23 protein-coding genes are annotated in these 25,504 nt (G+C 65.6%); 13 read left to right on the forward strand and 10 right to left on the reverse strand.

What is annotated here, in order from left to right:
• Positions 1–44 precede the first annotated feature (44 nt).
• The 5 genes from manA (at position 45) to ACSS7Z_RS05820 (ending at position 7,391) form a co-directional block, all read left to right on the forward strand.
• Complete coding sequence (gene manA, locus ACSS7Z_RS05800; protein ID WP_438253707.1) at positions 45–1,169, forward strand: mannose-6-phosphate isomerase, class I; 1,125 nt, start codon at positions 45–47, stop codon at positions 1,167–1,169.
• 49 nt (positions 1,170–1,218) lie between these two features.
• Entirely contained in the window at positions 1,219–2,580 is a 1,362-nt protein-coding gene (locus ACSS7Z_RS05805; RefSeq protein WP_438253530.1) for an HNH endonuclease signature motif containing protein, read from the forward strand.
• A gap of 166 nt (positions 2,581–2,746) precedes the next feature.
• Entirely contained in the window at positions 2,747–3,064 is a 318-nt protein-coding gene (locus ACSS7Z_RS05810; RefSeq protein ID WP_438253531.1) for a WhiB family transcriptional regulator, read from the forward strand.
• A gap of 74 nt (positions 3,065–3,138) precedes the next feature.
• Positions 3,139–6,018, forward strand: coding sequence for a glycosyltransferase (locus ACSS7Z_RS05815; RefSeq protein WP_438253532.1), 2,880 nt, complete (start codon positions 3,139–3,141; stop codon positions 6,016–6,018).
• A complete protein-coding gene (locus tag ACSS7Z_RS05820; protein WP_438253533.1) occupies positions 6,015–7,391 on the forward strand; it encodes a DUF5719 family protein in 1,377 nt (458 codons plus the stop codon). The genes ACSS7Z_RS05815 and ACSS7Z_RS05820 overlap by 4 nt, the downstream gene beginning before the upstream one ends.
• On the opposite strand, the gene ACSS7Z_RS05825 is transcribed toward ACSS7Z_RS05820, so the two are convergent.
• Positions 7,382–7,810 carry a hypothetical protein gene (locus ACSS7Z_RS05825; protein WP_438253534.1) on the reverse strand — a complete coding sequence of 143 codons (429 nt, stop codon included), beginning with the start codon at positions 7,808–7,810 and terminating at the stop codon, positions 7,382–7,384. The two genes, ACSS7Z_RS05820 and ACSS7Z_RS05825, sit on opposite strands and share 10 nt — an antisense overlap.
• A gap of 67 nt (positions 7,811–7,877) precedes the next feature.
• Here ACSS7Z_RS05825 and ACSS7Z_RS05830 point away from each other — a divergent pair, with 67 nt between their 5' ends.
• The 4 genes from ACSS7Z_RS05830 to ACSS7Z_RS05845 all read left to right on the forward strand — a co-directional run bounded on the left by ACSS7Z_RS05830 (position 7,878) and on the right by ACSS7Z_RS05845 (position 11,058).
• Positions 7,878–8,084 carry a DUF3499 family protein gene (locus ACSS7Z_RS05830; RefSeq protein WP_438253535.1) on the forward strand — a complete coding sequence of 69 codons (207 nt, stop codon included), beginning with the start codon at positions 7,878–7,880 and terminating at the stop codon, positions 8,082–8,084.
• Between the two features lie 99 nt (positions 8,085–8,183).
• Entirely contained in the window at positions 8,184–9,107 is a 924-nt protein-coding gene (locus tag ACSS7Z_RS05835; RefSeq protein WP_438253536.1) for a permuted SH3 domain-containing protein, read from the forward strand.
• Positions 9,104–9,847, forward strand: coding sequence for an ABC transporter ATP-binding protein (locus tag ACSS7Z_RS05840; protein WP_438253537.1), 744 nt, complete (start codon positions 9,104–9,106; stop codon positions 9,845–9,847). Before ACSS7Z_RS05835 ends, ACSS7Z_RS05840 begins: the two co-directional genes overlap by 4 nt.
• Positions 9,844–11,058: an ABC transporter permease gene (locus ACSS7Z_RS05845; protein ID WP_438253538.1), complete on the forward strand. Its 1,215-nt coding sequence runs from the start codon at positions 9,844–9,846 to the stop codon at positions 11,056–11,058. The genes ACSS7Z_RS05840 and ACSS7Z_RS05845 overlap by 4 nt, the downstream gene beginning before the upstream one ends.
• Positions 11,059–11,070: 12 nt before the next feature.
• Here the strand turns inward: ACSS7Z_RS05845 and ACSS7Z_RS05850 are convergent, their stop codons facing one another.
• Complete coding sequence (locus ACSS7Z_RS05850; RefSeq protein ID WP_438253539.1) at positions 11,071–11,880, reverse strand: RDD family protein; 810 nt, start codon at positions 11,878–11,880, stop codon at positions 11,071–11,073.
• Positions 11,881–11,896: 16 nt separating this feature from the next.
• On the opposite strand from ACSS7Z_RS05850, the gene ACSS7Z_RS05855 reads away from it, so the two are divergent.
• On the forward strand, positions 11,897–12,889 hold the full coding sequence (locus tag ACSS7Z_RS05855; RefSeq protein ID WP_438253708.1) for a stage II sporulation protein M: 993 nt from the start codon (positions 11,897–11,899) through the stop codon (positions 12,887–12,889).
• A gap of 35 nt (positions 12,890–12,924) precedes the next feature.
• Here the strand turns inward: ACSS7Z_RS05855 and aqpZ are convergent, their stop codons facing one another.
• From aqpZ to ACSS7Z_RS05895, 8 genes are all read right to left on the reverse strand, one after another.
• The gene (gene aqpZ, locus ACSS7Z_RS05860; protein ID WP_438253540.1) at positions 12,925–13,689 is read right to left on the reverse strand and encodes an aquaporin Z; all 765 of its coding nucleotides are present in this window, start codon (positions 13,687–13,689) and stop codon (positions 12,925–12,927) included.
• A gap of 145 nt (positions 13,690–13,834) precedes the next feature.
• Entirely contained in the window at positions 13,835–15,334 is a 1,500-nt protein-coding gene (locus ACSS7Z_RS05865) for a catalase (protein ID WP_438253541.1), read from the reverse strand.
• Positions 15,335–15,772, reverse strand: a complete 438-nt coding sequence (locus ACSS7Z_RS05870) for a Fur family transcriptional regulator (protein WP_438253542.1) — start codon at positions 15,770–15,772, stop codon at positions 15,335–15,337.
• Positions 15,773–15,847: 75 nt separating this feature from the next.
• Complete coding sequence (locus ACSS7Z_RS05875) at positions 15,848–17,155, reverse strand: DUF58 domain-containing protein (RefSeq protein WP_438253543.1); 1,308 nt, start codon at positions 17,153–17,155, stop codon at positions 15,848–15,850.
• A gap of 1 nt (position 17,156) precedes the next feature.
• Positions 17,157–18,080, reverse strand: a complete 924-nt coding sequence (locus ACSS7Z_RS05880; RefSeq protein ID WP_438253709.1) for an AAA family ATPase — start codon at positions 18,078–18,080, stop codon at positions 17,157–17,159.
• Between the two features lie 50 nt (positions 18,081–18,130).
• Positions 18,131–19,300: a DUF4350 domain-containing protein gene (locus tag ACSS7Z_RS05885; RefSeq protein WP_438253544.1), complete on the reverse strand. Its 1,170-nt coding sequence runs from the start codon at positions 19,298–19,300 to the stop codon at positions 18,131–18,133.
• Positions 19,297–19,938 (reverse strand): DUF4129 domain-containing protein, encoded by a 642-nt coding sequence (locus tag ACSS7Z_RS05890; protein WP_438253545.1) that lies wholly within the window; start codon positions 19,936–19,938, stop codon positions 19,297–19,299. Before ACSS7Z_RS05890 ends, ACSS7Z_RS05885 begins: the two co-directional genes overlap by 4 nt.
• Positions 19,935–21,191 (reverse strand): DUF7847 domain-containing protein, encoded by a 1,257-nt coding sequence (locus tag ACSS7Z_RS05895; RefSeq protein ID WP_438253546.1) that lies wholly within the window; start codon positions 21,189–21,191, stop codon positions 19,935–19,937. Before ACSS7Z_RS05895 ends, ACSS7Z_RS05890 begins: the two co-directional genes overlap by 4 nt.
• A 170-nt stretch (positions 21,192–21,361) precedes the next feature.
• On the opposite strand from ACSS7Z_RS05895, the gene mtrA reads away from it, so the two are divergent.
• From mtrA to ACSS7Z_RS05910, 3 genes are read left to right on the forward strand one after another with little or no spacing between them, the layout of a single operon-like run.
• Positions 21,362–22,042 carry an MtrAB system response regulator MtrA gene (gene mtrA / locus ACSS7Z_RS05900; RefSeq protein ID WP_438253547.1) on the forward strand — a complete coding sequence of 227 codons (681 nt, stop codon included), beginning with the start codon at positions 21,362–21,364 and terminating at the stop codon, positions 22,040–22,042.
• 9 nt (positions 22,043–22,051) lie between these two features.
• Positions 22,052–23,749 carry an MtrAB system histidine kinase MtrB gene (mtrB, locus tag ACSS7Z_RS05905; RefSeq protein WP_438253548.1) on the forward strand — a complete coding sequence of 566 codons (1,698 nt, stop codon included), beginning with the start codon at positions 22,052–22,054 and terminating at the stop codon, positions 23,747–23,749.
• The gene (locus ACSS7Z_RS05910; RefSeq protein WP_438253549.1) at positions 23,746–25,458 is read left to right on the forward strand and encodes an LpqB family beta-propeller domain-containing protein; all 1,713 of its coding nucleotides are present in this window, start codon (positions 23,746–23,748) and stop codon (positions 25,456–25,458) included. The genes mtrB and ACSS7Z_RS05910 overlap by 4 nt, the downstream gene beginning before the upstream one ends.
• Positions 25,459–25,504: the final 46 nt, after the last annotated feature.

The following is a 25,504-nucleotide window of genomic DNA, read 5'->3' on the forward strand; positions in this document are numbered from 1 at the left end:
GCCCGCAGATCGCTGTGCCACGACGGGATCGCTACGCTGGAGCCATGCTGCTGAGCCTGTCCAATGAGCCCCGTGACTATGCCTGGGGATCGACGTCCCTTCTCGCGACGCTGGAAGGCCGCGAGCCCACCGGAGCGCCGGAGGCCGAGGTATGGTTCGGAGATCACCCCGGTGACCCCGCTGACGTCTCTGACGGTACGACTCTGGATGCTGTTACCGGTGGGACGCTGCCGTATCTGCTGAAGCTGCTCGCTGCGGCCGATCCGCTGTCGATTCAGGCGCACCCGACGATCGCGCAGGCGCGTGCGGGATGGGCGCGCGAAGCAGGTCTTGCGGCAGATGACCCGTCACGAAACTACCGAGATGACAACCACAAGCCCGAGCTCATCGTCGCGCTCAGCGAGCGGTTCGAGGCGCTCGGAGGGCTGCGCCCCGTGGCGGACACCGTGCGTCTGCTGGACTCGCTGGGCTCGTCGGTCGGAGCTGTTGCTCTTCGGGAGAGGCTCAGCGCAGACGGAGATGTGCTCGGGGATGCCATCGGCTGGCTGCTTTCCGGTACAGCGCAGTCTGAGGTCGACGACATCATCGCCGCGCTCGCCGAAGCATCCTCCGAAGAATTCGACGCCGAATTGGCCAACGCCCGCACCATCGCGGAGCGGAACCCGGGGGACCCTGGGGTTGTTGTCGCACTTCTGATGAACTTCATCGTGCTCCGACGAGGCGAGGGCATCTTCCTGCGTGCCGGTCTTCTGCACGCGTACGTCTCCGGGCTCGGCGTGGAGATCATGGCGGCCAGCGACAACGTGCTGCGCGGGGGCCTGACGCCCAAACACATCGATGTGCCCGAACTGCTGTCAGTCCTCGACACGTCGCCGGCGAAGGTCCCGGTGATGACGCCGATGGCGGGCGATGCGGTGACTGCCTATCCGGTCGATGTCTCGGACTTCGCCCTGCGGCGTGTGACCCTGTCCGGCGAACCGGTCGCCGTAGACGTTGCCGGACCGGCGATGGTGCTCTCGACCGGGGGAGATGTCTCGGTTTCCGGTATCGATCAGGAGATGACCATTCCCGTCGGCGCGGCCGTGTTCGCCACAGCCGACGAGAAGTCGCTCACCCTCACCGGCACGGGCGAGGCCTTCATCGCCATGCCGGGAATCACCATGCCCTGAGTCGCTCCGACTCTTGACCAGATTAGAACATTTGTTCTATACTGGATGCATGCCAACGTTGACAGCTCCGACACCGCCACAGGCGTCGTCGTCGCGCATGTCCGAGTGGCAAGAGTTGCAGGCTGACAAGGCGCGGCTGCATGCGCGGGAGGCCGAGCTGCTCAGCGAGGCCTTCTCTGACGCGCTAGGCGAGCGTGAGCAGCGGACTGGGCCCAGTGACGTCAAAGACATTCCCGTCCGCTCGGTGATTGCGGAGTTCAGCTCCGCCGGTCGTATCTCCTCGCGCACGATGGAATCGTCGATGTGGAACGCGTACACGCTGGTGACGAGTTTTCCTGTCACCTTCCAGGCCCTGCAGAATGCGCAGATCAGCCCGACACATGCGCGCATCATCACTGATGCGGGTGCGCAGATCTCCGATCAGGCAGATCGTTTCGCCTATGAGCTCGCCGCGGTCGACTACGCCTCAGGGGAGAGCCCGAATCGGGTCAGATCGGTGGCGCGGATGCTGGCGGCCAAGCATGGTGGGGTGAGTGCTGCCGACCGCCGGAAGAAGGCGCACGAAGACCGGAAAATCTGGATCGACGACTTCGACGACGGTTCGGCTGAGGTCCACATCCTGACCTCTTCGGTGCTCGCTCATGCGGCGCTGGATCGGGCCTCCAGACTCGCTCGGCTCGCACGGGATCCGCACTCGTCCGAGGTGCGCCCTGTGCTCGGTGACGGCGAGACAGAGCCGGCAACGGGTGAAGACGATGCGTTGATCTCCGAGCAGGATGTGCAGGACGTCGATGGCGACTACGGCGCGTCCGCACCGAATGACGATCCGCGCACGATGGATCAAGCGCGGGCGGATGTCGTGATGGACCTCCTGCTGGCAGCCGCCGCAGAAACAGTATCCGCAGATGGCGCGGCGGCGATTCGCGGGCATGTCCAGGTGACGCTTTCTGCGGCGGTTCTCGCCGGAGCGTCGGATGCTCCAGCCGAATTGCTCGGATGCGGACCTGTCGACGCCCGAATCGCCCGTGAGATTGCCGGGTTCGCACCCGGATGGGATCGTCTTTATCTCGACGAGTACTCCGGAATGGTCACAGCGACCGATCGGTACCGACCAACAGCCGAGATGCGCCGATATCTGCGTGCGCGCGATGGACGCTGCCGTTTTCCCGGCTGTGCGTCCTCGGTGCTGCGATGCGACCTCGACCACAACGATGAGCACAGCCGGGGTGGGGCGACAGCCTGCGAGAATCTCAGTCATCTGTGCCGCCGGCATCATTCTTTGAAACATCCGGATATCGACCCCGAGTACCGGTGGGCGGCGCGACAGCTGTCCGGTGGGCGAATCGAATGGACGAGTCCGCGCGGCAGGGTGTTCATCGACCACCCGCAACCGCGCGTCCACTTCGCCTGAGATCCCAGATACTCTGCGGTGCACCGCGACACGCCGTAGACACGCCGTGAACCTTCAATGGTCGATTGAGGGTTTACTATCTGCGACTTGACCGGAGCGAATGACACGGGTGTAATTAGTTGTGCACGGCCCGGTGGGGGGCATCCGTAAGGGCAAGGAGAACGATATGACGGGTTACCGTTCCGACGTTCCCGAGAACTGGTTTGTAGATCCGGTCAATCTCGGGGTTCCCGGGGTCAGGCGTGTTGACGCCGACGATGACACAGCGCTCTCCTGGCAGACCGACGCGCTCTGCTCGCAGACCGATCCAGAGGCGTTCTTCCCGGAAAAGGGCGGTTCGACTCGCGACGCGAAGCGCATCTGCTCCTCGTGCGATGTGAGTGGCGAATGCCTGCAGTACGCGCTGAACAACGACGAGCGCTTCGGTATCTGGGGTGGGCTCAGCGAGCGCGAACGCCGCAAGCTCAAGCGCAGCGCCGGCTGAGCTGTCATAGCTTCGCAGGCGCGCCGACCGCGGTGGCAGTCGCCTGAGAATGCAGCGCTTAGGCTGGCCAAGCCATGCCAACCCGAGTTCATGCCATCATCGTCGCGCGGCCCGGATCTTCCTCCCGCGCACAGCTCCTGCGTACTCTTGACGCCCTGAGTCTCCAGACTCGCGCGGCGGACGCCGTGACGCTCGTCGTGTGCGGAGACGCCTCGTCCGCCCGAGACAGCGAAGCGATCGCTCGTGTCATCGAAGGCATCATCGAAGCACGCAGCAGCACCTCGTTCGCTGAGGCCATCGATTTGGCTCGACCCCGGGTGGCGCAGGGCTCCGCTATCTGGTTGCTCGCACACGACACGGCACCGCACCCGCAGGCGCTGGCGCAGCTCAGCGGAGCGCTCGAGCGCTCACCATCGGCGGCCATCGCCGCTCCCAAGCTCGTCGATGTCGACAACGATCGCGAGATCGTCTCCCTCGGCGTCACCATGACCTCGCTTGGCCGATCAGTCGAACTCGCCGCCGGTGAACTCGACCAGGGCCAGCACGACGGACGTGACGACGCGCTCGGCTCTGACATCCGCGGCATCCTGATTCGCAGCGAAGTGCGCGACCCGCTTCGTCCTGATCCCGCTCTCGCCGGGGCCGACGAAGGTCTGGACCTCGGTATCCGTGCGCGGCTGGGTGGTGGGCGCGTCGTCCTCGCCCCGAATGCACGGATCTCCGTGCATCCTGACGGCCCGGCAGCGCTCCCGCAGAACGCAGCGCAACGCGCGTTCGTCACGCGCCTCGCACAGCTGCACCGCAGGCTCGCCTACGCTCCCGCCATCAGCGTGCCGCTGCACTGGCTCTCATTGCTGCCCCTGGCGCTGTGGCGAACCGTCGTACATCTCATCGGCAAGCGTCCGGCGGCTGTCCTGCCGGAATGGGCCGCAGCGCTCACCGCGATGGTCCGCTTCGGCGCCGTGGCGCGGTCTCGCCAGCGCATCCGCTCGTTCCGAACCGCCTCCTGGTCGAGCATCGCCCCACTGCGTGTCACCCGCGCACAGCTGCATCGGAATCTCGACGACGGTCACGGGAGCGAAGGGGGAGCGGTCAGCGAACTAAATTTCTTCTCCGGTGGCGGCGCCTGGGCCGTGCTGGGCGCTCTCGTGGTGAGCGTGGCCTCGTTCACAACCCTGCTTGCTTGGCCCGCCATCGGCGGCGGCGGACTGCTTCCGCTGCGTGACACCGTCACAGCACTCTGGCGCGATGCTGCGTGGGGATCGCGCGGACTCGGAGTCGACGTCATCGGCCCTGCGGATCCTTTCGCCGGAGTCATCGCGATCATCGGATCGCTGTGGGCCGGAGCACCGTCTTTCGCGCTCGTGGTGCTGTGGCTGCTGGCACTGCCGCTGGCGGTACTCGGCGGATGGTTCGCCGCAACACGAATCACTGACCGCGCGGGAATGCGCATCTTCGGCGGTGTCGCCTGGGCGCTCGCGCCGACCTTCCTCACCGCTCTCGTGACCGGGCGCCCGGCCGCAGTCCTCTTGCACTTGATCCTGCCGTGGCTGTTCCATGCGGCCGTCGTCGCACACCGCTCCTGGGGTGCGGCGGGCGCAGCGTCGATCATCCTCGCTGCAGCTCTCGCCTGTGCACCAGCGTTCGCACCAGCGGCCGGGCTGCTCTGGCTGATCGCGCTGGTCGTCGTGCTTGCGCATGGATGGTTCCATGGAGCCGTGCGCCTGCTGTGGATGCTGGCTCCCACCGTGGTGCTGTTCCTGCCGATCGTCGTCTGGCAGGTGCGGTACGGAAATCTCTGGGCGATCTTCGCCGACCCCGGCCTCATCTGGGCAGGCGGTCAAGCGAGCGCGGACAGCGCCGGACGGATGCTGCTGGCCACAGGTTTCCCGACCGCCGATCTTGCCGGGTGGATGAGCATCATCGATCCCACCATTGCGATGTGGGCACCGCTGCTGCTTGTGCCGATCGCGCTGCTGGCACTCGCCTCAGCGATCGCGCCGCGCTGGGGTGCTGGTATCACTCTGCTCGCTGTCACCGTCATCGGTCTCGCGACCTCATTCCTCGCCGTGGGTGTGACCGTCTCCTTTGCACAGGGCACCGCGGTAGCGATCTGGCCGGGAACAGGCTTGAGCCTGGCCTGGGCCGGGCTCGTCGGCGGTGCGCTCGTCACGCTTGACACCGCCATCACGCTTCCCCGTGTGCGGGTGGTCACGGTGACGATTGCGGGGCTCGCACTGGCGCTCTGCGCCGTGCCGGCGCTGACAGCGCTGCACACCGAACGCTCAGTTCTCACCAACGGACCGGAGAGCACCCTCCCGGCCTACGTCGCCGCCGAGGCGCGCGGCGACCGTGCGATCGCCACACTCGTCATCACGCCGCAGAACGACGGCGGGCTGGCGTCAGAGGTGATCTGGGGTGCGAGCAACACGCTGGGCGCGCAGACCACCATGCTGAGCACCGCCACCGAACCGCATGGCACCGACATCAGCATCCTCACGGTCGATCTGCTCTCGGAGCGCACCTTCGATGCTCCCGGCGAGCTCGCAGCCCATGGCATCCACTTCGTCCTTCTCGATCAGGTCGCCGGCGAAGAATCCGCCACCGCACGTGCGTTCCGAATCTCCGCTGTCACCGCTCTTGATCAGCGCGCCGGGTTCGTGAAGGTCGGCGAAACAGACAAGGGCGTGCTGTGGCGCTTGGACAGTGTCACCGCTGAGCGTCCGGGCCTCACCGCATCCGAGGCTCGCACCATGCAGGCCGTGACAATTCTGCAGCTGGTCGTATTCCTGGGCGCCGTACTGCTGTCGATCCCGACCCGAGCCTCGCGCCGAGCTGCGCGAGCGCAATCACGGATCGTGGGGCGTTCACCCGATGAACCTCTGATTCTTCCGAAGCGGGCGGATGACGATCTCGAGCCAGCCGATCTTGAGCCAGCCGAGGAGAAGCGATGACTCACAAGCCACCAATCCGTGTCGCCGCTACCAGCGCCAGGCTCGTGGCAGGCGCCGTTATCGCTGTCGCGTGCGTAGCGGGAGTCACAGCCGCTGTCGCCGTCGAATGGCCGAGCGTGACCAATCAGGCAGCACAGATGCAGGTGCGGCCTGCTGCGGGCGACACCACCGTGGTGTGTTCCGGATCATTTCGTGCGATCGGCCGAGATGCGAACAATGCGCAGCAGATGTCGTCAGCGGGCGATCTAGCACTCACCGTCGACAGCAACGGACCGCGTGACGAATCCGAACTCGCCGTACCGGATCTGACCGGGGAGTTCGCGGCTCCTCAGCGTTTCATCGGCAGTGCCGAGCAGGGGGGAACCTCGCTGGTCGCGGCTGCCGAATCGGTCTGGCTCGCAGCCGGTGATCTTTCCGGCCTCGCGGCGAGCGCATGCCGTGAGCCGCAGACCGAGTCGTGGCTGTTGGGCGGAACTGTCGAGACGGGTACCAGCGACCTGATCATCCTGTCGAACCCGGGCGATGTCACCGCGACGGCGGCCCTCACGGTCTTCGGATCGGAACAGACGACGACCACCACGCTGGTGCCTGCCGGAACGCAGCTGGCTGTGCCCCTGGCATCCATCGCCGCCGGGCTCCAGCAGCCCGTCGTGCGGGTGACGGCGACCGGGGCTCCGTTGCGAGCAGTGCTGCAGTCCTCGCTGATCCGCACCCTCGACCCCTCAGGCATCGACCTGCAGGACACCGCGGGAGTTCCCGGCACCGATCTGACATTCTCCGGCGTGCAGGTTGTCGCCGACAACGCAGATTCAGCGGTCACGGTGCTGCGACTTCTCGCAGCGGATCAGCCCACCACGGCGACGATCACCGTGCGCTCCGGGGCCAAGGTCGTGCAGACGAAGACGGTGCCGCTGGAGGCTGCCATCCCCGCCGAGGTCAATCTGGACGGCTTGGATGTGGGCATGTACAGCGTGAGCGTCGAGGCGGACTCTTCGCTCGTGGGAGCCGTCTGGCAGAGCACTGGCGTAGCGGCCGGCTCGGATTTTGCCTGGATGACACAAGCTCCCGAGATCACCGGAGAAGTTTTTGTCGCCGTGCCTGCAGGGCCGGCGCCGCGACTGCATCTGGTGAACCGAGGCGACGAGGACGTCACCGCGACGCTTGCGCCCACAAACGGACAGGCCGGCTCGGAGATCACCGTTGCGGCGGGCGGCTCGACCCTGATTGATGTCACCGCGAGCACCACATACGCTCTGGCCGTGAACGGCGGCGGGCTGCATGCAGCCGTCGCACTTGCCGATGTGAATCAGTTGGCCGGCTGGCCGCTATGGCCAGCAGCATCGGAGCGCGCGGCCATCACGGTCTATCCCTGATCGGGCCCGAAATCCCACGGCTCCTTGCCGACGTATTCGGCGGCCGCCCGGAAAACAGCGCTCTCGATCGCGATGCGGCGATGCAGGTCATCATCGTGACCGGGGGGAAGCAGTCGTTCGATCGGGATGCGATACAGCACGATTCTGCGCTCATCGCGGTCGAGGTGCCAGCGCGGGATGCCGTCATCATCGATGTTGCGGGGGAGCCCGCCGATCTCGAAGCGCACCTCCTGCAGCTCCGGCCAGGTGCCGCGCAAGAAGTCCACAGCCGCGCCGATGGTGCTGTCGAAGCGGTCGATCCTGCCGTTCAGCGGAGCCAGGGGCGGACGCAGCACCTCGCTGCGTCCGAGGCGTCCGTGGCGGCCGTGCCGCGCGCCGCGGCGAGGAGCTGCGGCACCTGGATCTGAACGACGGGCCATGATGAAAGTCTATGGCGTTCCGCGCGGCATCCGCTCGTGTGCTCGCCGGCGCTCTACTCTGACAGAGATGGACGTACGAATCTGCTCCAAGGTCACCTGCGCACGCGAAGCGGTCGCGACGCTGACGTTTGACTACGGTGATCAGATGGCGGCCCTCGGACCCCTGGGTGGCACGGACCATCCGCACGCTCATGATCTCTGCGCGCAGCATGCCGACCGGCTCTCGGTCCCGGCCGGCTGGCTCGTCATCCGCCATGAGGCGTTGCGCGCCTGAAACCGCGTTACATGCACGCAAATGAAGTGCATACCTGGAAAGCATTTATGACTATGATGATTCCGGACGCACCACCGTGGAGCCTCCAGAGAGGCTTCCGTGGTCGTTTGGCGTCGATGGATTCTCCCCATCCTGCTCGTGATCATCCTGGGCGCGTGCGCGGCAGGGCTGGTCAAACTCGCATTCTTCCCTGAGGCTCAGGCCGCGGCCATGGGGCCAGGGGCCGAGATCACCGATCCGGTCATGCCCGTTGAGCGGGGCTCCGTGATCAACGAGCTGTCGCTGAGCGGCAACGTCGCACGTGACAACGCCTATCCGGTACGCAGCGAGGTGAACGGCACGGTCACCGCCGTCCACGTCGGAGGTGGCGCCGTCGCTGCCGGACGGGTGCTTTTCACCGTGAAGCAGGACGACCCCGTGCGCAACATCGACATCGTCGCTCCCGAGGCGGGCGATCTGTCGGAGATCGCTGTCATCAAGGGGCAGCAGGTATCCGTTGGCGGTGACGTCGTGACCCTGTCGCCGGCTCGCTACCACCTGGTAGCCGCCGTCGAACCGGTGCAGTTGTATCGACTGGTGAACGCTCCGGCTGAGGCGACCGTCTCGATCACGGGCGGACCTGCGCCTTTTGCCTGCACGGGTGTGCAGGTGCAGGTGACAGCAGAAGGCGGAGCGAGCGTGCAGTGCTCGATTCCCGCTGAGCAGACCGTTTTCGCCGGTCTTCCCGCGCAGATGGATCTTGCCCTGGGGCAGGTGGAGGATGCGCTCGTCATCCCGGTGACCGCGGTGCAAGGCGGATCCGGCTCCGGTGTGGTTTGGGTCGATGCCGGTGACGGCGAAGATCCGCAGGAGCGCACCGTGACACTCGGCGTGAGCGATGGCACGACCGTCGAGGTCGTCGAAGGGCTCGAAGAGGGCGAGATGGTGCGCCAGTTCGTGCCCGGATTCGTCGCCCCGGTCGAGGAATACTGCTATGAGATCGAACCCGGTGTCGAACAGTGCGAAAGTGGGATGAGCTGGTGAGCCTGGTCTCACTGGACAGCATCTCCAAGAGCGTTCTGCTCGCCGATGACTCGCGGCTGGAGATTCTCCGCGGGATCAGTCTCGATGTGGATGCCGGCGACCACGTTTCGATCGTCGGACGCTCCGGCTCCGGCAAATCGACATTGCTGAACATTCTCGGGATGCTGGATGCCCCCACCGAGGGTTCGGTGTCGTTCGAGGGCACCCCGGTCCGCAAGATGAGCAGCGGCAGACTCGATCGCCTGCGCGGCGCGAACGTCGGATTCGTCTTTCAGCAGTTCAACTTGCTCGCCGGTCGAACAGCGATCGATAACGTCATGATGCCGTTGAGTCATGCCAGCGGACGGCTGTTCTGGAAGCGCCGGGAGCTCGCCGCCGACATGCTCGAGCGGGTGGGGCTCGGGCACCGAATCGATCAGATCGCCGATCGTCTGTCCGGCGGCGAGCAGCAGCGCGTGGCAATCGCCAGGGCGCTGGTGCGAAACCCCATGCTGATCCTCGCGGATGAACCCACCGGCGCACTGGATATCGACACCGGGGCATCCGTGATGGAGCTTCTGGATGAGGTCGCCACACAGACCGGAGCCGCGCTGGTGACCATCACCCATGACCTGCACGTCGCTGCGCGCGCACGACGGCACTACCGGCTGGAGGCGGGCAGGCTCGCCCCGGTGGATCTCAGCCGGGCATTCGAAGCATCCACGCTGGCTGCCGGCGTCCCCTCGGAGGCAACGGCATGAGCGGGTTTATCGGTGCGTTCTCCGACGCCTGGGCCGAGATCCGCGTGCACAAGCTACGGGTGCTGCTCAGCCTCATCGGCATCGCCGTATCCGTTGCCGCGTTGACAGCCGTGGTCGCCTTCTCGGAGTATCAGCGGCAGTTCCAGGTCGAACAGTCCGATCGCTACGGGGGCCGCGCGGCGACGATCGCCGTTTCCGTGATGAGCGATAACGGCGCTCCGGTAGATTTCGCGGACTTCGACGACCGCTTTTCTCGAGTCAGCGAACGATTCGAATTCACACACACGGCGCGCGTTGCTGACGGCTTAATGTTCCGTGCGCAGTTCCCGGACGGAGTGCGGGAGGTCAGCGGCAGGCTGCTGGACCCGCTCTATGCCGAGATGCACCGTGAGCAGCTGCTGGAGGGTCGCGCGTTCCGGCCAGGGGATGAAGCGGCGCTTGCGCCCCCGGTGGTCATCACCGAGCCGCTCTGGGATCTGATCGGTCGCACGCCGATGAACCAGCATCCGACTCTCACGATCCTCGGTGATGCTGGCGGCACCTATCAGGTGGTCGGGGTCACTCCGAAACAGGGCATCTGGGATGAAGAGGTGCGCATCGACGTGCTCTACGACGCGTACACCGCCCGTGTCGATCAGCTCCCGCCGGAAGTGATGCCCCGTCACGAGGTGTGGGTCACGGAGCAGCAAGCATCCGAAATCGGACCCGTGCTTGCGATGGATCTGCGTGCTGGCCTCCCCGAAGGGCAGTCAGTCATGGTGAACCGCAGCGACTGGGCTTCCCAACCCGGCATGGAAGATTCCATGCGGACCTTCGAGATGATCACCGGCGGGATCGCCGTGCTCATTCTCGGACTCGGTGCGCTGAGTCTCATCAACATTCAGCTGGTCGCCATGCGCCAGCGAGTGCGAGAGATCGGCGTCAGGCGCGCGTTCGGGGCGACATCGGGTCGCGTCTTCGTCTCCGTGCTCCTGGAAAGCCTGGTTGCCACGACAGTCGCGGGCATCATCGGCATCGCGATCGTCGTCGCGGTGCTGCGCTCAGACTGGGTGGTTCCGGCGATGTTCCAGGGGATGCAGGATGTGCCACCGTTCCCGATGCGCGCCGCGGTCACCGGGCTTGTGGCATCGGTCATCGTCGGCGCGGTTGCCGGGTTCATCCCCGCGATGGTTGCGCTGCGCGTGAAGGTGATCGACGCGATCCGGTTCTGACCGGTAGTGGCGTCAGACGCCGACGCGGCGCCCGGAGAGCTTCTCCGCGCGCGCGTCGGCGATGGCCAGTGCCCGCCGCTCGCGTTCGCGGCGCAGCACGGTGATCGCTATGAGCAGCTGCTCCGGGTGGGCAGCCGGCTGCGGGGAGACGTACTCGGCCGTCTCGGTGACGAGTTCCGCAGCGATCTTCGCGCGCGCTGAGGGCGACATGCGCTCGGCATGCTGCAAGAACTGCGAGATGCGACGGGCGAGGCGATCGGGCATCCGTGCGACGTCGGCGATCTGCCCCCAGCCGATGAGCGACTCGGGCATGACCGGGACGAGGGGGATGAGCTTCGGGGTGCGCACGCGCTGGCTGTAGGTGCCGGCCACGAGGTCTCCCAGGCGCTGCGAGCGGGCCGTGAACGCCCCGGCCAGCAGGGCGATCGCGCCGAAGGTCATATAGGTCTCCAGAACGCCGATCAGCGCTCGGATGAAAGCGTGGCGGAATCCGGTGGCCCCGCCGTCCATGCGAACGATGCGTCCGCCGACGGCCAGTTTCCCGAGGCTCCGGCCGCGAAGTGCGAGCTCGACCACGATCGGCACCACGACGAAGCAGACCACGATCGCGACGATGTTCACGATGCCGTCGATCGCCGGCGTCACGATACCGGTGGCGAGAAGCCATACGCGCAACCACAGGAACAGCAGGAACAGCACCCAGCTGACGGCCATGTCGATGAGCGCGCCGAGTGCGCGCATGAAGAACCCGAGCGGTTGAACATCGATGGCAACGGCTTCGCCGGAGAGGACTTCGTCCGTGGTGTCGATCGGCGTAGACATGAGTACAGTAAATCAGGTGGATGCTGATGCCCTGACCGATGCACGACGTGCCGAGTGGGAACGCCTGGACGAACTCAGCCGTCAGCGGCTCGACGGTGGCGGAGTGGATGAGCTCATCGTCCGGTACCGGGCGGCATCGGCAGATCTTGCCGAGCTGAAGACTTCGGTCGGCGAGTCCCCGCAGGGTGCCTACCTCTCGTTGATTCTGGCCAAGGCGCGGTTGCGTCTGACCGGTGCATCCGACAGCATCCTCAGTCAGATCGGGCGGTTCTTCACCGATCAGCTTCCGGCCGCACTGTATCGCCTCCGCTGGACCACGCTGGTCATCGCACTGGCATTCATCGCCATCTCGGTCGGTGTCGCTGCATGGATCTCAAGCGACCCGGCTCTGGTAGCCAGCCTCGGGCCGGCGGACTTCCTCGAGCAGTACGCCGAAGAGAGCTTCACCGGCTACTACACCGATAACCCCGCGGCCGTGTTTGCGGGGATGGTGTGGACCAATAACGCGTGGATCGCCGTGCAGTGCGTGCTGTTCGGCGTCACCGGCATCTGGCCGATCTACATGATCGCGCAGAATGCGTTCAGCATCGGTGTCTCCGGGGGAATCATGGCTGCGCACGATCGCGCGGATGTGATGGTGCTGTACATCCTTCCGCACGGGATGCTCGAGATGACGAGCATCTTCGTCGCAGCTGCCGCAGGGCTCCACATCTTCTGGGCCTGGGCTGCACCGGGGCACCGCACGCGGGCAGCGGCTCTCGCGCAGGAGGGGCGGGCACTGGCGACAGTGGCCATCGGGCTGGTGTTCGCGCTGTTCCTGTCCGGGCTCGTCGAAGGCTTCGTGACCGGCTGGTCGCTACCGTGGCCGATCAAGATCGGTATCGGAGCTGCCGCGCTGGGGGTCTTCCTCGCCTACATGCTTCTCGTCGGACGCCGCGCTTACCAGCGGGGCGAGCGTGGCGACCTGCTCGAGTACGAGGCAGGAACGCCGCAGCTCGTCGCCGGGTAATCAAGAGGTGCATGATTCTCAGAGGTGCTTCGTTCTCAGAGGTGCTTCGTGCCGTCCAGCAGCGTCTTGTAGGCGAAGCCGGCGATCAGAGCGCCGACCACAGGGAAGACAAGGAATACCCACAGCTGAGCAAGGGGACCGGCTCCGCCGTAGATGGCTGCGGCGATGGAACGTGCCGGGTTCACCGAGGTGTTGTCGACCGGGATGCTGATGAGGTGGATGAGCGTCAGCGTGAGGCCGATGGCGAGGCCGGCGAAAGGCGTCGGGCGGAGTTTGTGCGTCGTGCCGAGGATCACGAAGAGGAAGATCGCGGTGAGGATGACCTCGATCACGATCGCTGACCACATACCGAATCCACCGGGGGAGTGCTCGCCCCAGCCGTTGCTGGCGAATCCAGCATCCTGCGCGCCCGTGAGCCAGCCTTCAGGCCCGAAGATGCCGATCAGTACCAGCGCGGTGCTGGCGATGATGCCGCCGATGACCTGCGCGATGATGTAAGCAGGCACGTCTCGCCAGGGCAGGCGCCCGGCTGCTGCGAGTCCGAGGCTGACGGCCGGGTTGAAGTGGCCGCCGGAGATCGGGCCGAAGGCGTAGACGCCCACGACGACCGTGAGCCCGAACGCGAGGGCAACGGCGACGTAAACCGCAGAGCCTGATCCGGGGTCGGTGAAGTGGTTGGATGCGAATAACGCCGTGCCGACACCGCCGAACACCAGCAGGAAGGTGCCGAGTGCTTCAGCCGTGAGCCGTGCTCCGGTTGACGGCGCTGCGGGTGTTGCTTCGGCGAGCGATTCACTCATGAGATTCCCTCTCGTCAGTTCGAGTCGGACACGACCCATTTCAGGGCACATCATCCACCCACTCGCATATCTTGCACTGTAGGCGCGCCGAAGGGCCGGATGCATGCGCATCCGGCCCTTCGGCTACCGAGTGAATCTGCGGCTATTACTCGCCGACGCCGACGGGCTCCGGCTCGGATCCGCCGTTCGCCGCGACCACGGCACGGATGTCGTCCGCGACCTTCTGGTCGACCTGGCCCCAGTACCAGAAGAAGCGCTCCTGGATAGCGGGGACGGTCAGCCCCGCGTACTGACCCGCGAGCGTCTCGATGAAGCGCTGGCGTTCCTCAGCGGTGAAGACCTCGTTGACCAGCGTGCGGGCCTGTCCGAAGTCGTCGTCCTCGGAGCGCAGGGTTGCAGCGCTGCGCAGGAGTGTGCCGTCCTCTTCCCAGCTCGCCTCGACACCGCGCTGCGGGTCTGCCTGCGGTCCACCCGCAACACCGTACGAGTTCGGCGTGTAGACGCGGTGCTCGGCGGTGTTGAAGTGGTACTGCATGTTGCCCTCGTGCATGTAGTTGCTGACGTGGGCAGCGTGCGGCTGGTTGACCGGTAGCTGGTTGTAGTTGGTGCCGATGCGGTAGCGCTGGGCGTCCGGGTAGGAGAACACGCGCGCCATGAGCATCTTGTCGGGGGAGATGCCGGTGCCGGGAACCTGGTTGCCGGGCGAGAAGGCAGCCTGCTCGATCTCGGCGAAGAAGTTCTGCGGGTTGCGGTTCAGCGTGAAGGTGCCGACCTTGATGCGCGGGTAGTCCTTCTTCGACCAGGTCTTGGTGATATCGAAGGGGTTGAATCGGTAGGTCTTGCCCTCTTCGTATGGCATGACCTGGACGTAGACGTCCCACGCCGGGAAGTCGCCCTTCTCGATCGCCTCGTAGAGGTCGCGGCGGTAGTAATCCGCATCCTCTCCGGCGAGGCGCTCGGCCTCATCGGCGAACATCGGCTCTACGCCCTGCTTGGACATGAAGTGGTACTGGATCCAGAAGCGCTCGCCCTCAGCGTTGACCCACTGATAGGTGTGCGAGCCATAGCCGTTGACGTGGCGCCAGGAGCGCGACAGTCCGCGGTCGCCCATGAGGTAGGTCACCTGGTGCGCGGACTCGGGAGAGAGCGTCCAGAAGTCCCATTGCATGTCGGCGTTGCGCAACCCCGAGCCGCCCAGCCGCTTCTGCGAGTGGATGAAGTCCGGGAACTTGATGCCGTCGCGGATGAAGAACACCGGGGTGTTGTTTCCGACGATGTCGAGGTTGCCCTCGGTCGTGTAGAAGCGCAGCGAGAAACCGCGGACGTCGCGCCAGGTGTCCGGGGAGCCCTGCTCGCCGGCCACGGACGAGAAGCGCAGTAGTGTCTCGCTCTTCGCGCCCTTCTGGAAGACGGCTGCGCGGGTGTACTGCGAGACGTCCTCGGTGACGACGAACTCGCCGAATGCGCCGCCCCCCTTGGCGTGCGGGTTGCGCTCCGGCACGCGCTCACGGTTGAACGATGCGAGCTTCTCGACCAGGTATCGGTCGTGCAGCGCGGTTGTGCCGTCAGCACCGTTCGTCAGCGAGTGCGCGTCGCTGGCGACGGGCGTGCCGGTCTGGGTGGTGGTGAAAGTCTTGTCAGTCATTCACTTCTTCCTTTCGCAATCAGAGCAGATGGCTCGGTAGGTCACAGAGGCTTCGAGGATGCGCATCCCGTGGTCATGGGATGGATGCAGGCACGGTGCTTCGCCGACGGCGCAGGCGACGTCTTCGACGCGACCGCACTCCACGCACTGCAGATGATGGTGGTTGTCGTCGGCGTGCTGCACCTCGTACAGCGCGCTCGGCGCATCCGGCAGGCTGACTCGTCGGACGATCCCGACGCCGGTGAGATCGCCCAGGATGCTGTGCACGGTGGGGAGTGCGACTCCGCTGAGAATCGAACGCAGCGAGGAGTGCACTGTCTCCGCAGACGCGTGCGGGCGTGCGGTGAGGGTGTTGATCACCGCGACCCGCTGCATCGTCACGCGAAGCCCGGCGGCACGCAACCGCTCAGGAGCTTCGATCGTGCCGATGGTGTTCATGGCCCCATTCTCCCATAAAGATGAATCATTCACAATAAAGAATGGTTCATTTCTACTGCGATCGGTGGCCGACAGTCACAGGCGTCCCGCGGCCTTGAGTTCCAGGTAGCGGTCGGCGATTCGCGGTGGCAGCGCCTCGGGATCGGCGGCGATGGCCTCACCACCCGCGCGGCGAATGGCATCGGTTACGTTCTCCGCGTCGCGGAGGGTCCGCTCAGCCGCAGCGGCGAGATAGATCTCCTCACGCGAGCCGCGCTGCTGCGCCAGCTTCTCAACAGACTCATCGGTCACCGAGCCGACCAGCACTGTCGTCGCACGCGACGGCGTGGGAAATGCGCCGAGGAAGCCGCGTGCCGACTCCGCGGCATCCTGAGCGGTGAGAACGACGACCAACGAGGGGCGCGTCGTCAGCGTGCGGATGGCGGCGAACGCACCAGACCAGTCCGTGTCGACCAGCCGCGCATGCACCGTAGCCATCGCATCCGTCATCGCCGGCAGCAGTGCGGTCCCGTCGATTCCGGTCACGCGTGCACGCACCGCGCGGTCGTACAGCAGCAGATGCACATGATCGCCGGCGCGGGTCGCCAGTGCTCCGAGCAGCAGTGCCGACTCCAGGGCGGCCTCCAACCGGGTACCGTCGCCGACGCGGGCCGCGGACGTACGGCCGGTGTCGATGAGGATGACCACGTGCCGGTCGCGCTCGGGCCGCCAGGTGCGCAGCATCGTGGTGCCAGCACGCGCCGTGGCACGCCAGTCGATTGAGCGGACATCATCGCCGCGCACGTAGTCGCGCAGCGAGTCGAATTCGGTTCCTTGACCGCGCACCTGGATGCTCGTGTTGCCATCGAGTTCGCGAAGTCGGGCAAGTCGGGAAGGCAGGTGCTTGCGGGAAACGAACGCCGGGAGAACTCGCAGCGCACCGCGAACCTCGTGGCGGGCCTGCTTGCCACCGAGCCCGAGCGGACCGCGCGATCGGACGAAGACGAACTCGCTCGCCAACTCGCCACGGCGGCGGGGGAGCAGCGGCACGCTTACGCGGCGACGCTCCCCGGCCGGAACCAGCACGCGCAGGCGCTCGGCGCTCGCGCCGGCCGTCGGCTGCCAGCCATCGCGGACCACGGCATGCAGTGTTCGGGAGCCATGGTTGTGCAGGGCAATGCTCGTCTCGACGGGTTCGCCCATCCTGCCGCGCGCGGGTACGCGCCGGGTCACCGTGATCGTGCGTGCACTCGCTGCCGCCGTCACATCGACTGCCAGCAGCACGGAGCACAGCACGAGCCAACCGGCAAGCACAGCCCACACCGGCAACCCCGCCGCGGTCAGCGCGACGAGGGGCAAGACACCGAGACCGGTGACCAGAGCGAGTCGAGGAGAGACGAACACTTTAGATCGGCACCCGCGTCTGCTGAATGACCGAGGCCAACACAGCATCCGCCGATACGCCTTCCATCTCGGCGTCCGGGCGCAGCTGCAGGCGGTGACGCCAGCACGGCACCAGCATGGTCTGCACGTGATCGGGTGTGACCGCGGTGGAGGCGTTCAGCCAGGCCCAAGCCTTGGCCGCGGCGAGCAGTCCTGTGGATGCTCGTGGACTCGCCCCGAGCAGTACAGACGGAGATTCCCGGGTGGCACGGGCGAGATCGACCACATAACCGAGAACTTCATCGGTTACGTCGACGCGTGCCGCGGCATCCTGAGCAGCGCGGATCTCCGCTGCGCTGACTACCGGTTCGACACCGGTGAGCGCACGCGGGGAGAAGCCGTTCGCGTGCAGACGCAACACGGTGACTTCGGCGTCGCGCTCAGGCATCGTGACGACGAGCTTCATCAGGAAGCGGTCGAGCTGGGCCTCAGGCAGTGAGTAGGTCCCTTCGTGCTCGATCGGGTTCTGTGTCGCAGCGACCAGGAACGGATCAGGCAGATCGCGGCTGGTGCCGTCTGCTGAGATCTGGCGTTCTTCCATCGCCTCCAGCAACGCCGCCTGCGTCTTCGGCGGCGTGCGGTTGATCTCATCCGCCAGCAGGATGTTGGTGAATACCGGTCCCTGACGGAACTCGAACTCACCCGTGCGCGCGTCATAGACGAGCGACCCGGTCACATCTCCCGGCATGAGATCCGGGGTGAACTGCACGCGTTTGGTGTCGATTCCGAGGGCACGGGCGAACGCGCGCACCACCAGGGTCTTGGCGACGCCGGGAACGCCCTCGAGGAGGACGTGTCCGCGCGAGAGCAGGCAGACCAGCAACCCGGTGACGGTGCCAGCCTGACCGATCACGGCCTTGTCGATCTCCGTGCGCACGCGGTGCATGGCATCTCGCAGCTGTGCCTCGTCGAATGCGGCCTCAGGGGCGGTATCGGTCACGGTGTTTTCCTTTCCACGTGCACAGCATTGTCGATCGCCGTTTCCAGTTCGGCGAGCTGACGGGCAGTTTCAATGAGATCTTGGTCGTTCTCGGGCAGCGGGTCGGTGAGCAGGCGGTGCAGCGAACCGCGCGGGATGCGTAGTCGATCGGATGCCGCATCTGCGATTTCTGCGGCGGTGGAACGAGCGGTCAGCCCGAGCCGTTTGGCCAGGCGACGCAGAGTCCCCTCGCGCAGCGCGGCGGCGGCGTGCGCAGCATCCGACGCCTTGGCCGTGAGATGGGCGCGGCCATGCATGGTCTCCGAGGCGCGAACGGTGACCGGAAGCGTCTCCGCGACAAGCGGACCGAAGCGCTGGCCGTAGGCAACGGTTGCAACGATGCCGGCCAGGAGCAGCAGCACGATCGCAGGCGTCACCCACTCCGGGGTGAGCGAAGCGAGCGTATCGACGCTCTGTGCCTCTCGGTCGGTGTCGGCCAACGACGGCACGTACCACACGACGTTTCCGGTCTGCGCGAGCAACGCCAGACCCAGCGCCGCGTTGCCGTCTTCGGCGAGGTACTCGTTGCTGAACAGGTCGCTGCCTTCAAGGAACACGGTGCGAGTGTCACCGCGGTCATCGACGAGCAGCCCGGCGTTGCCGTCGGCATCTTGATAGCATCCGGTCACGTCCGCAGCGGGGGCGAAGAAGCGTTCCGGTCGGATGGCACCGACATGGGCGAGCTCGGGCAGCGCACACTCAGCGGTGAGTTCGCCTGCCGAGGACTCGGCGTTCGTCCCCAGATCCAGCAACCGCAGCATTCGAGCAGCGCTGGAGAGGAATACCGTGTGGTGTGCCGGTTCCAGGAGTTCGATCACGGCCTCATCAGACAGATTGAGCGGATCGGCCATGACGACAGTGGTGTCGTCGCTGATAGCGGCTCGTGCTTCGGTGCGTGAGCGGGTGACGGTGATCTCGACACCCTGATCGCGCAGCAGCTCGGCGAGGGCGAGTGCCCCGGAGGGCTTCGCACTCTCGGGATCGAGAAGTCCGCGCGAATCCGGCGTGTTGAAACTGACGCTGCCGATGAAGAGCGCGAACACGACCACGACGAGGGCGATCGCTACCCAGCCGAGAGCCGAGCGCACACGACCCTTCTCGCTGACCGCTGTTCCAGAACTGGTCATACCGGCACCGCCGCAGGGTGCTGGTTCGTGAGCAGGTCGTCGGTGGCAGCAAGAGCGCGGTAGCTGTCTGCGGACGCCGGGTGTCGCAGGTAGCGCACGTCGTCGAAGGCTTCAGCGGCGGATGCCAGGGCATCGTGATGCGCGTCGAAGGCGCGGGAAGCTTCCCGCGCGATGCCCTGTGCCGTCGCGCCCGGGGCAGGACTGATGATGTCGCGTTCGAGGAGCGCGCGAGCCAGCGCGCGAAAGCGCAGCACTGTCGCCGCATCCCAATCGCCGCTCTTCGCACTGCGCTCGGCTTCGGCTCTCAGCTGAGCGGCCGAACGATCATCGGTTTCGCCGAGCAGCTCCGAGCCCGTGCGCTGGACGCGACGTGACCGGCGCGGCTTGCCCCACAGCAGCAGCACCGTGATGAGTGCCGCCACGATTACCACCGTCACGATGATCAGTGCGACATTGCCGGTCTGTTCGCCAGTCTGCGTCGAGAACAGGGTGGCGATAAATTCTGCGACATCCTCTGCGAGGTAGTCGAACCAGGTCGGTTTGGCGTCGGCGTAGCGCGGGTTCTGAAGTTCCTGCTCGGCCCAGCGTCGGGCTTCTTCACCGTCGGGGGCGAAAGGATCGGCGTCGAACCGGATCATGCACTGCCTGACCCCGGAGGAGCCCACTGCCCGGGCGCTGCTGGCGGCCGGGAAGTAGGCGGCGGGGAGGTAGGCGGCGCCGGCGCAGGCGGGGGAACCGGTGGCGCGTATCCGGCGGGCTGGTAGGGCTGCTGGTACGGCTGCTGGTACGGGGGCACGAACTGCTGCTGCGGCGGTGGTGTCCGGCCGATGGCACGCTCAGGATCGACGGCGAACGGATCACCGAGTTCTTGCGCGTCGACGCCGCGGTCCCGGCGATCCAGGTAACCGATCAGGCTGTGGTCGAGCCCCTCGTACCGCATCCGGCAGTCGAGGTAGATGAATGCCGCGGCAGCGCACTGCACGACGATCGCGACGGCCTGCAGCACGTATGTCAGCAGCTGCGGAGCGATGGCCGTGAGAGCGAAAGCACCGATCTCGGATGCTTCGTTGGGGCCGCCCGGAGCAATCACTCCGCCGATCATCGATCCGAGCAACGAGAGCGGAACGCTCACCAGTCCCACTGCGGTGTTCATGATCAAGCCGATTAGCAGCATCACCGCGAAAGTGTTCCAGAAGCGGCCCCGCGTGAGGCGCCAGGAACGCACGAGCGCATGGCGGATGCCGACTCGCTCCAGCACCAGCACCGATGGCACCAACAGCAGCTTGGTGGCCAGCCAGACGCCCAACGGGATCATCGCCAGCACGACCAGGATGCCGACGACGACGGTGAGGCCGACAGCTGACGCGGAACCGCCTGCCCCGGCAAGGAATCCGAGGGCGATGATTCCACCGATGATGGCGACGACGAGCAGCGTTGCGAGAGATTGAAGCAGGCTCCAGGCGATCAGCGGCCAGAATGCCGGTCGCATCAGTCGCCAGAGCCGTCCGAGCGAGGCCTTCTCTCCGAGTGCCGCGTATCCGACGTTCGCGGCGACAATGCCCTGCATGACCGCGGTGAATGCGAGGCTCACCAGGCCCATGACGAGCGCGACGGCACCATTGATGGCGATCGTTCCCCACATGACCGGGTAGAAATCCGGGCTGCTGGGGGAGATGGACTCCAACCGCATGAAGGTGGCGAACATAACCGTGCCGATGACACCGGCGGTGATGGCCGCAACAATGAGTTGGATGACGATAGCGAACCCGAACAACACCTTGGGGTTGTGGCGCAGCGCTGCGAAAGGCTTGCCCAGTAGGGCACCGAAACTCAGCGGATGCAACGGAATAAGCCCCGGTTTCGGGGCTGGCGTCCAACTCTGTGCGCTCATGGCGCTCCCTCCGACGTGCAGATCCATCGTGTCACACCCACGGCCGCACTGAAGAAGCGCCGGAGGCGCTACCGTGATCCAAACGTTGTCATGAAGTACGCTGGAAAAAGTTGCGTCCGACTTCACCCGTGTGGTGGCGCACATGGCTAGAAAGATGAGGCTGGGATCAGATGACCTCACGGATCCTCGTGGTCGATGATGACACCGCGCTCGCCGAGATGATCGGGATCGTGTTGCGAACCGAGGGCTTCGAGCCTGTGTTCTGCGCTGACGGTGCGTTGGCAGTGGAACAGTGGCGCACCCAGCGCCCGGACCTGGTGCTGCTGGATCTGATGTTGCCGGGGATGGATGGGATCGAGATCTGCACGCGGATCCGCGCCGAATCCGGCGTCCCGATCATCATGCTCACCGCGCGCAGTGACACTGCCGATGTGGTCCGAGGGCTGGAAGTGGGCGCCGATGACTACATGGTCAAGCCCTTCAATCCGAAGGAGCTCGTCGCACGCATCCGCACCCGGTTGCGACCGCTGCCGACAACGAGCAACGAGATTTTGCGGATCGGAGATCTGGTCGTCGACGTCGATGCGCATGAAGTGCGTCGGGACACGACTGCGATTCCGCTGACGCCGCTGGAATTCCAGCTGCTCGTTGCGCTGGCATCCAAACCGCAGCAGGTGTTCTCACGCGAGATGCTGCTGGAGCAGGTCTGGGGCTATCACTACAAAGCAGATACGCGTCTGGTGAATGTTCATGTGCAGCGTCTGCGGGCGAAGGTCGAGCTTGATCCCGACGCGCCGAAGATCGTGATGACGGTTCGTGGCGTCGGCTATCGGGCCGGGAGCGTCGGCTAGGAGATCGCGTTGGCCGCGACAAGCGCGACGACGACAACGGTCGCGATCGCGCGCGACTGGCGGGGATGGCCGGAGACGATCGGCAACCTCTGGCGACGTTCACTGCGGTTCCGTACGATCTCGGTCACTCTGCTGTTGACGTCATTCGCGATCTTCGTCACCAGCCTGACGATGGCGCTGGTCATTCAGAACAACCTGTTCGAATCGCGACGCGCCGAAGTGCTCAGCGATGCCAGGAGCGCCGTTGCGGCCGCGCAGACGATTCTGGACTCGGCTGAGGTGACCGACGACAGCTCAGCGCTGCGTGGGGTGTGGGGCGATGTGCAGGAGACCATTCCGCGTGCGGCATCCTCTTCGCACATCGCCGTGTTCACGGTTGGTGAAGTTCCCGTCGGAAGCGGCGTGCGCGGATTCACCATCGGTTTGAGTGGCGATCTGATCACCCCGGCGCTGCGCGAATGGGTGGTCGCATTTCCCGAACGGCAGTCCTGGCAGTCCGTCGAGCTGCCGATGCCGGACGGCACCAAAGCCCCGGCGATCGTCGTCGGTCAGCAGCTTCTGCTGCCGGACTTCGGTGCATTCGAGGTGTATATCGCCTACGATCTTGCAGACTCCGAGCAGACGCTGCGGTTCGTGCAGAGCACACTGTGGGCCGCCGGGCTCATCCTCATCGCAATCGTCGCCGGTATCTCCTGGACGGTGCTGCGGTTGGTCTCTCGGCCCATCATCGAGGCATCCGAAACCAGTGCTCGGCTCGCCGCCGGCGATCTTGAGGTGCGCCTGCCTGTCTACGGCGAAGACGAATTGGCGACCCTCGCGCGCTCCTTCAACGCGATGGCCGACAGCATTGAGTCGCAGATCAAAGAGTTGGGAGAGCTGTCCCTCGTGCAGCAGCGTTTCGTTTCGGATGTCTCGCACGAGCTGCGCACGCCCCTGACGACGATTCGCCTGGCCGCAGACATGCTCAACGACCAGCGCGATCAGTTTGACCCCACCACGAATCGCACGGCAGAACTGCTGCACACGCAGGTGCAGCGCTTTGAGACGCTGCTATCGGACCTGTTGGAGATCAGCCGTTACGACGCAGGTTCCGTGCAGCTGGAGCTTGAGCCGACGAGTCTCGCAGAACTCGCGGAGGACATCATCGATCAGATGCGTCCGCTGGCAGAGGAACGCGGTACAGAGATCCGGATGATCGCCCCGGGGGGATACTCGCCGACCGAAATGGATCCCCGTCGGGTACGGCGTGTGCTGCGCAACCTGATCGGAAACGCCATCGAGCACGGCGAAGGCCGGCCGGTGGTGGTCACTGTTGACAGCAACCAGCACGCTGTGGCTGTCGGAGTGCGCGATTTCGGACTGGGGATGAGCCCGGCAGACGCCGAGCGCGTCTTCGACCGGTTCTGGCGTGCTGATCCTTCGCGTCAGCGGACAATCGGCGGCACCGGCTTGGGCCTGTCCATCGCGCTGGGGGACGCCCGCCTGCACGGCGGGACGCTCGCGGTGTGGTCGGAGCTGGCGGTGGGAACGAACTTCGTGCTGACGTTGCCGCGCGTACCGGGCGCGATCGGCGGAGAGTCGCCTGTGGCGATCGAACCGCAGGAGCTGCTTCCCGACGTCAGTCGGGCGACCCAGCCGATCCAGCTCACAGAGCTGCGCGAGCTGTACTTCACTGATTCCGTGCAGACCGGTGAGGAGAAGCCATGATCTCGAAGAGGCGCCGTTTTCTGGTCAGCGTGATCGCAGTCGTCGCGCTCACCCTCACCGCCTGCGCTGGTCTCCCGCGCAGCGGAGATGTCGCACCGGGACTGCCTCTGGGTGACACCGACCTCCCACCGGACGTCAGCGAGATCGCTGCTGGCCCGCTGGACGGCGCGAGCCCGGAGGAGATCGTCGAGGGTTTCCTGGATGCCGCGATCACGCCGACGGACAGTTGGGCAACGGCACGTCAGTTCTTGAGTCCTGAACTGGCCGCAACCTGGAAGCCGAACGTCGAAGTCACGATCGACTCCGGAGCGGGGAGCCGCGAGTTCACGGCCGATCTGAACGGTGAGATGGAGACCGCCGATTCCGGAGACGTGCATGTCGCGCTGAAGCAGGTCGCGCGCGTCAATGAGATCGGTGCGTACACGGAACTCTCCGGTGATGAGGCCGTCACGTCGTACGAGGTCGCGCAGAACGAGGAAGGCGAGTGGCGGATCACGCGTGCGGCGAATGGCATCGTGCTGGATGCACAGGCCTTCACCCAGGTATTCCGCCGTCACTCGCTGCAGTACTTCGATCAGGGCTGGTCTCATCTGATTCCGGATGTGCGTTGGTATCCGCGTCGTCCGCAGATCGTCACGACTCTGACGCTGGCGCTGCTGGAGGATGCACCGAGCGAATGGCTGGCTACGGCCGTTCGCACGGCCTTCCCCAACGATGTTGCGCTGGCGCGTGATGCGGTGCCGGTGAGCTCAGACAAGGTGGCGACGGTCGAATTGACCGCGAATGCGCTCGAGCTCGGGGCCACGGAACTTTCGCGCATGCGCACCCAGTTGGAATCGACGCTGCGCTCCGCAGGCGTCAGCGAAGTTCGGCTCACGGTCAACGGGCGCGACCTGAACGCGGGCACAGCCAGCATCAGCAACGTCCGGCCCGAGCCGGGCACTGTGGTGCTCACCGAGGCTGCCTTCGGCGTCTATGTCGGTGATGAGATCACCCCGTACGACGACATCAGCGCGCAGATCGTCGAACTCGGTGCGTCGGTGACTGCTGCCGATGTCGCAGCCGATGGCACGCGCGCGGCGGTGCAGTTGGACACGGGCGTGATCTTCACGGTCTCCGAGGGACGCATCGACGAACTCGATTCCCGGCCGCAGCTCGTGAAGCCCTCGATGGACCCCTACGGCTACACCTGGTCGGTGCCCTCGAACGCGCCGCAGGATTTGATCGCTTGGCAAGCCGATGTCACATCCAGCGACGACATCGACGCCTTTCCTGATGTCTCGTCGGTTTCGCAGATCAGGGTAGGCCCAGCTGGCGCACGGATCGCGGCTGTCGTGATGGTGGGGCAGCAGCACTGGGTCGCGCTTGCGGCGATCCAGCGTGACCAGAACAATGTGCCGGTGGCACTCGGACCCCTGCACATGGTGGCTCAGCTGGATTCTGCGGCGCTCGGGCTGTCGTGGGTGGGTGAAGAACAGCTGAGCGTGCTGGTCGAGGCAGGGGAGAACCGTGTCGTGCTCACGCAGGATGTCGGTGGCCCTGGAATGTTTGCTGCCGCGCCGGAAGGAGCGAAGGCGATCTCCGGCGGAAAGACGGTGGCGGCCGTGCGTATTCTCAACGACAGCGGCGTGCTTTTCGCGCAGCGCGGCGCGACGTGGCAGATCGGGCTGTCGGACGTGCTGGTGCTCGGCACCCGCGCCGGCCAGTAGTTCTGCACGGTTTCCTGGTCAGCTCGGGTTGTCGACAGAGTCCGGG

It is taken from the genome of Microbacterium wangyouchuni (genome assembly GCF_051546305.1).
GTDB lineage: Bacteria > Actinomycetota > Actinomycetes > Actinomycetales > Microbacteriaceae > Microbacterium.

Excerpts from the sequence above, each read along its gene's own strand:
- aqpZ (WP_438253540.1), bottom strand. The coding sequence starts at position 13,689 with ATGAGTGAATCGCTCGCCGAAGCAACACCCGCAGCGCCGTCAACCGGA.
- ACSS7Z_RS05805 (WP_438253530.1), top strand. The coding sequence starts at position 1,219 with ATGCCAACGTTGACAGCTCCGACACCGCCACAGGCGTCGTCGTCGCGC.
- ACSS7Z_RS05850 (WP_438253539.1), bottom strand. The coding sequence starts at position 11,880 with ATGTCTACGCCGATCGACACCACGGACGAAGTCCTCTCCGGCGAAGCC.
- ACSS7Z_RS05895 (WP_438253546.1), bottom strand. The coding sequence starts at position 21,191 with ATGAGCGCACAGAGTTGGACGCCAGCCCCGAAACCGGGGCTTATTCCG.
- ACSS7Z_RS05810 (WP_438253531.1), top strand. The coding sequence starts at position 2,747 with ATGACGGGTTACCGTTCCGACGTTCCCGAGAACTGGTTTGTAGATCCG.
- ACSS7Z_RS05880 (WP_438253709.1), bottom strand. The coding sequence starts at position 18,080 with ATGCACCGCGTGCGCACGGAGATCGACAAGGCCGTGATCGGTCAGGCT.
- ACSS7Z_RS05865 (WP_438253541.1), bottom strand. The coding sequence starts at position 15,334 with ATGACTGACAAGACTTTCACCACCACCCAGACCGGCACGCCCGTCGCC.
- manA (WP_438253707.1), top strand. The coding sequence starts at position 45 with ATGCTGCTGAGCCTGTCCAATGAGCCCCGTGACTATGCCTGGGGATCG.
- ACSS7Z_RS05825 (WP_438253534.1), bottom strand. The coding sequence starts at position 7,810 with ATGGCCCGTCGTTCAGATCCAGGTGCCGCAGCTCCTCGCCGCGGCGCG.
- ACSS7Z_RS05845 (WP_438253538.1), top strand. The coding sequence starts at position 9,844 with ATGAGCGGGTTTATCGGTGCGTTCTCCGACGCCTGGGCCGAGATCCGC.
- ACSS7Z_RS05870 (WP_438253542.1), bottom strand. The coding sequence starts at position 15,772 with ATGAACACCATCGGCACGATCGAAGCTCCTGAGCGGTTGCGTGCCGCC.
- ACSS7Z_RS05815 (WP_438253532.1), top strand. The coding sequence starts at position 3,139 with ATGCCAACCCGAGTTCATGCCATCATCGTCGCGCGGCCCGGATCTTCC.
- ACSS7Z_RS05820 (WP_438253533.1), top strand. The coding sequence starts at position 6,015 with ATGACTCACAAGCCACCAATCCGTGTCGCCGCTACCAGCGCCAGGCTC.
- ACSS7Z_RS05830 (WP_438253535.1), top strand. The coding sequence starts at position 7,878 with ATGGACGTACGAATCTGCTCCAAGGTCACCTGCGCACGCGAAGCGGTC.
- ACSS7Z_RS05910 (WP_438253549.1), top strand. The coding sequence starts at position 23,746 with ATGATCTCGAAGAGGCGCCGTTTTCTGGTCAGCGTGATCGCAGTCGTC.
- ACSS7Z_RS05890 (WP_438253545.1), bottom strand. The coding sequence starts at position 19,938 with ATGATCCGGTTCGACGCCGATCCTTTCGCCCCCGACGGTGAAGAAGCC.
- ACSS7Z_RS05885 (WP_438253544.1), bottom strand. The coding sequence starts at position 19,300 with ATGACCAGTTCTGGAACAGCGGTCAGCGAGAAGGGTCGTGTGCGCTCG.
- mtrA (WP_438253547.1), top strand. The coding sequence starts at position 21,362 with ATGACCTCACGGATCCTCGTGGTCGATGATGACACCGCGCTCGCCGAG.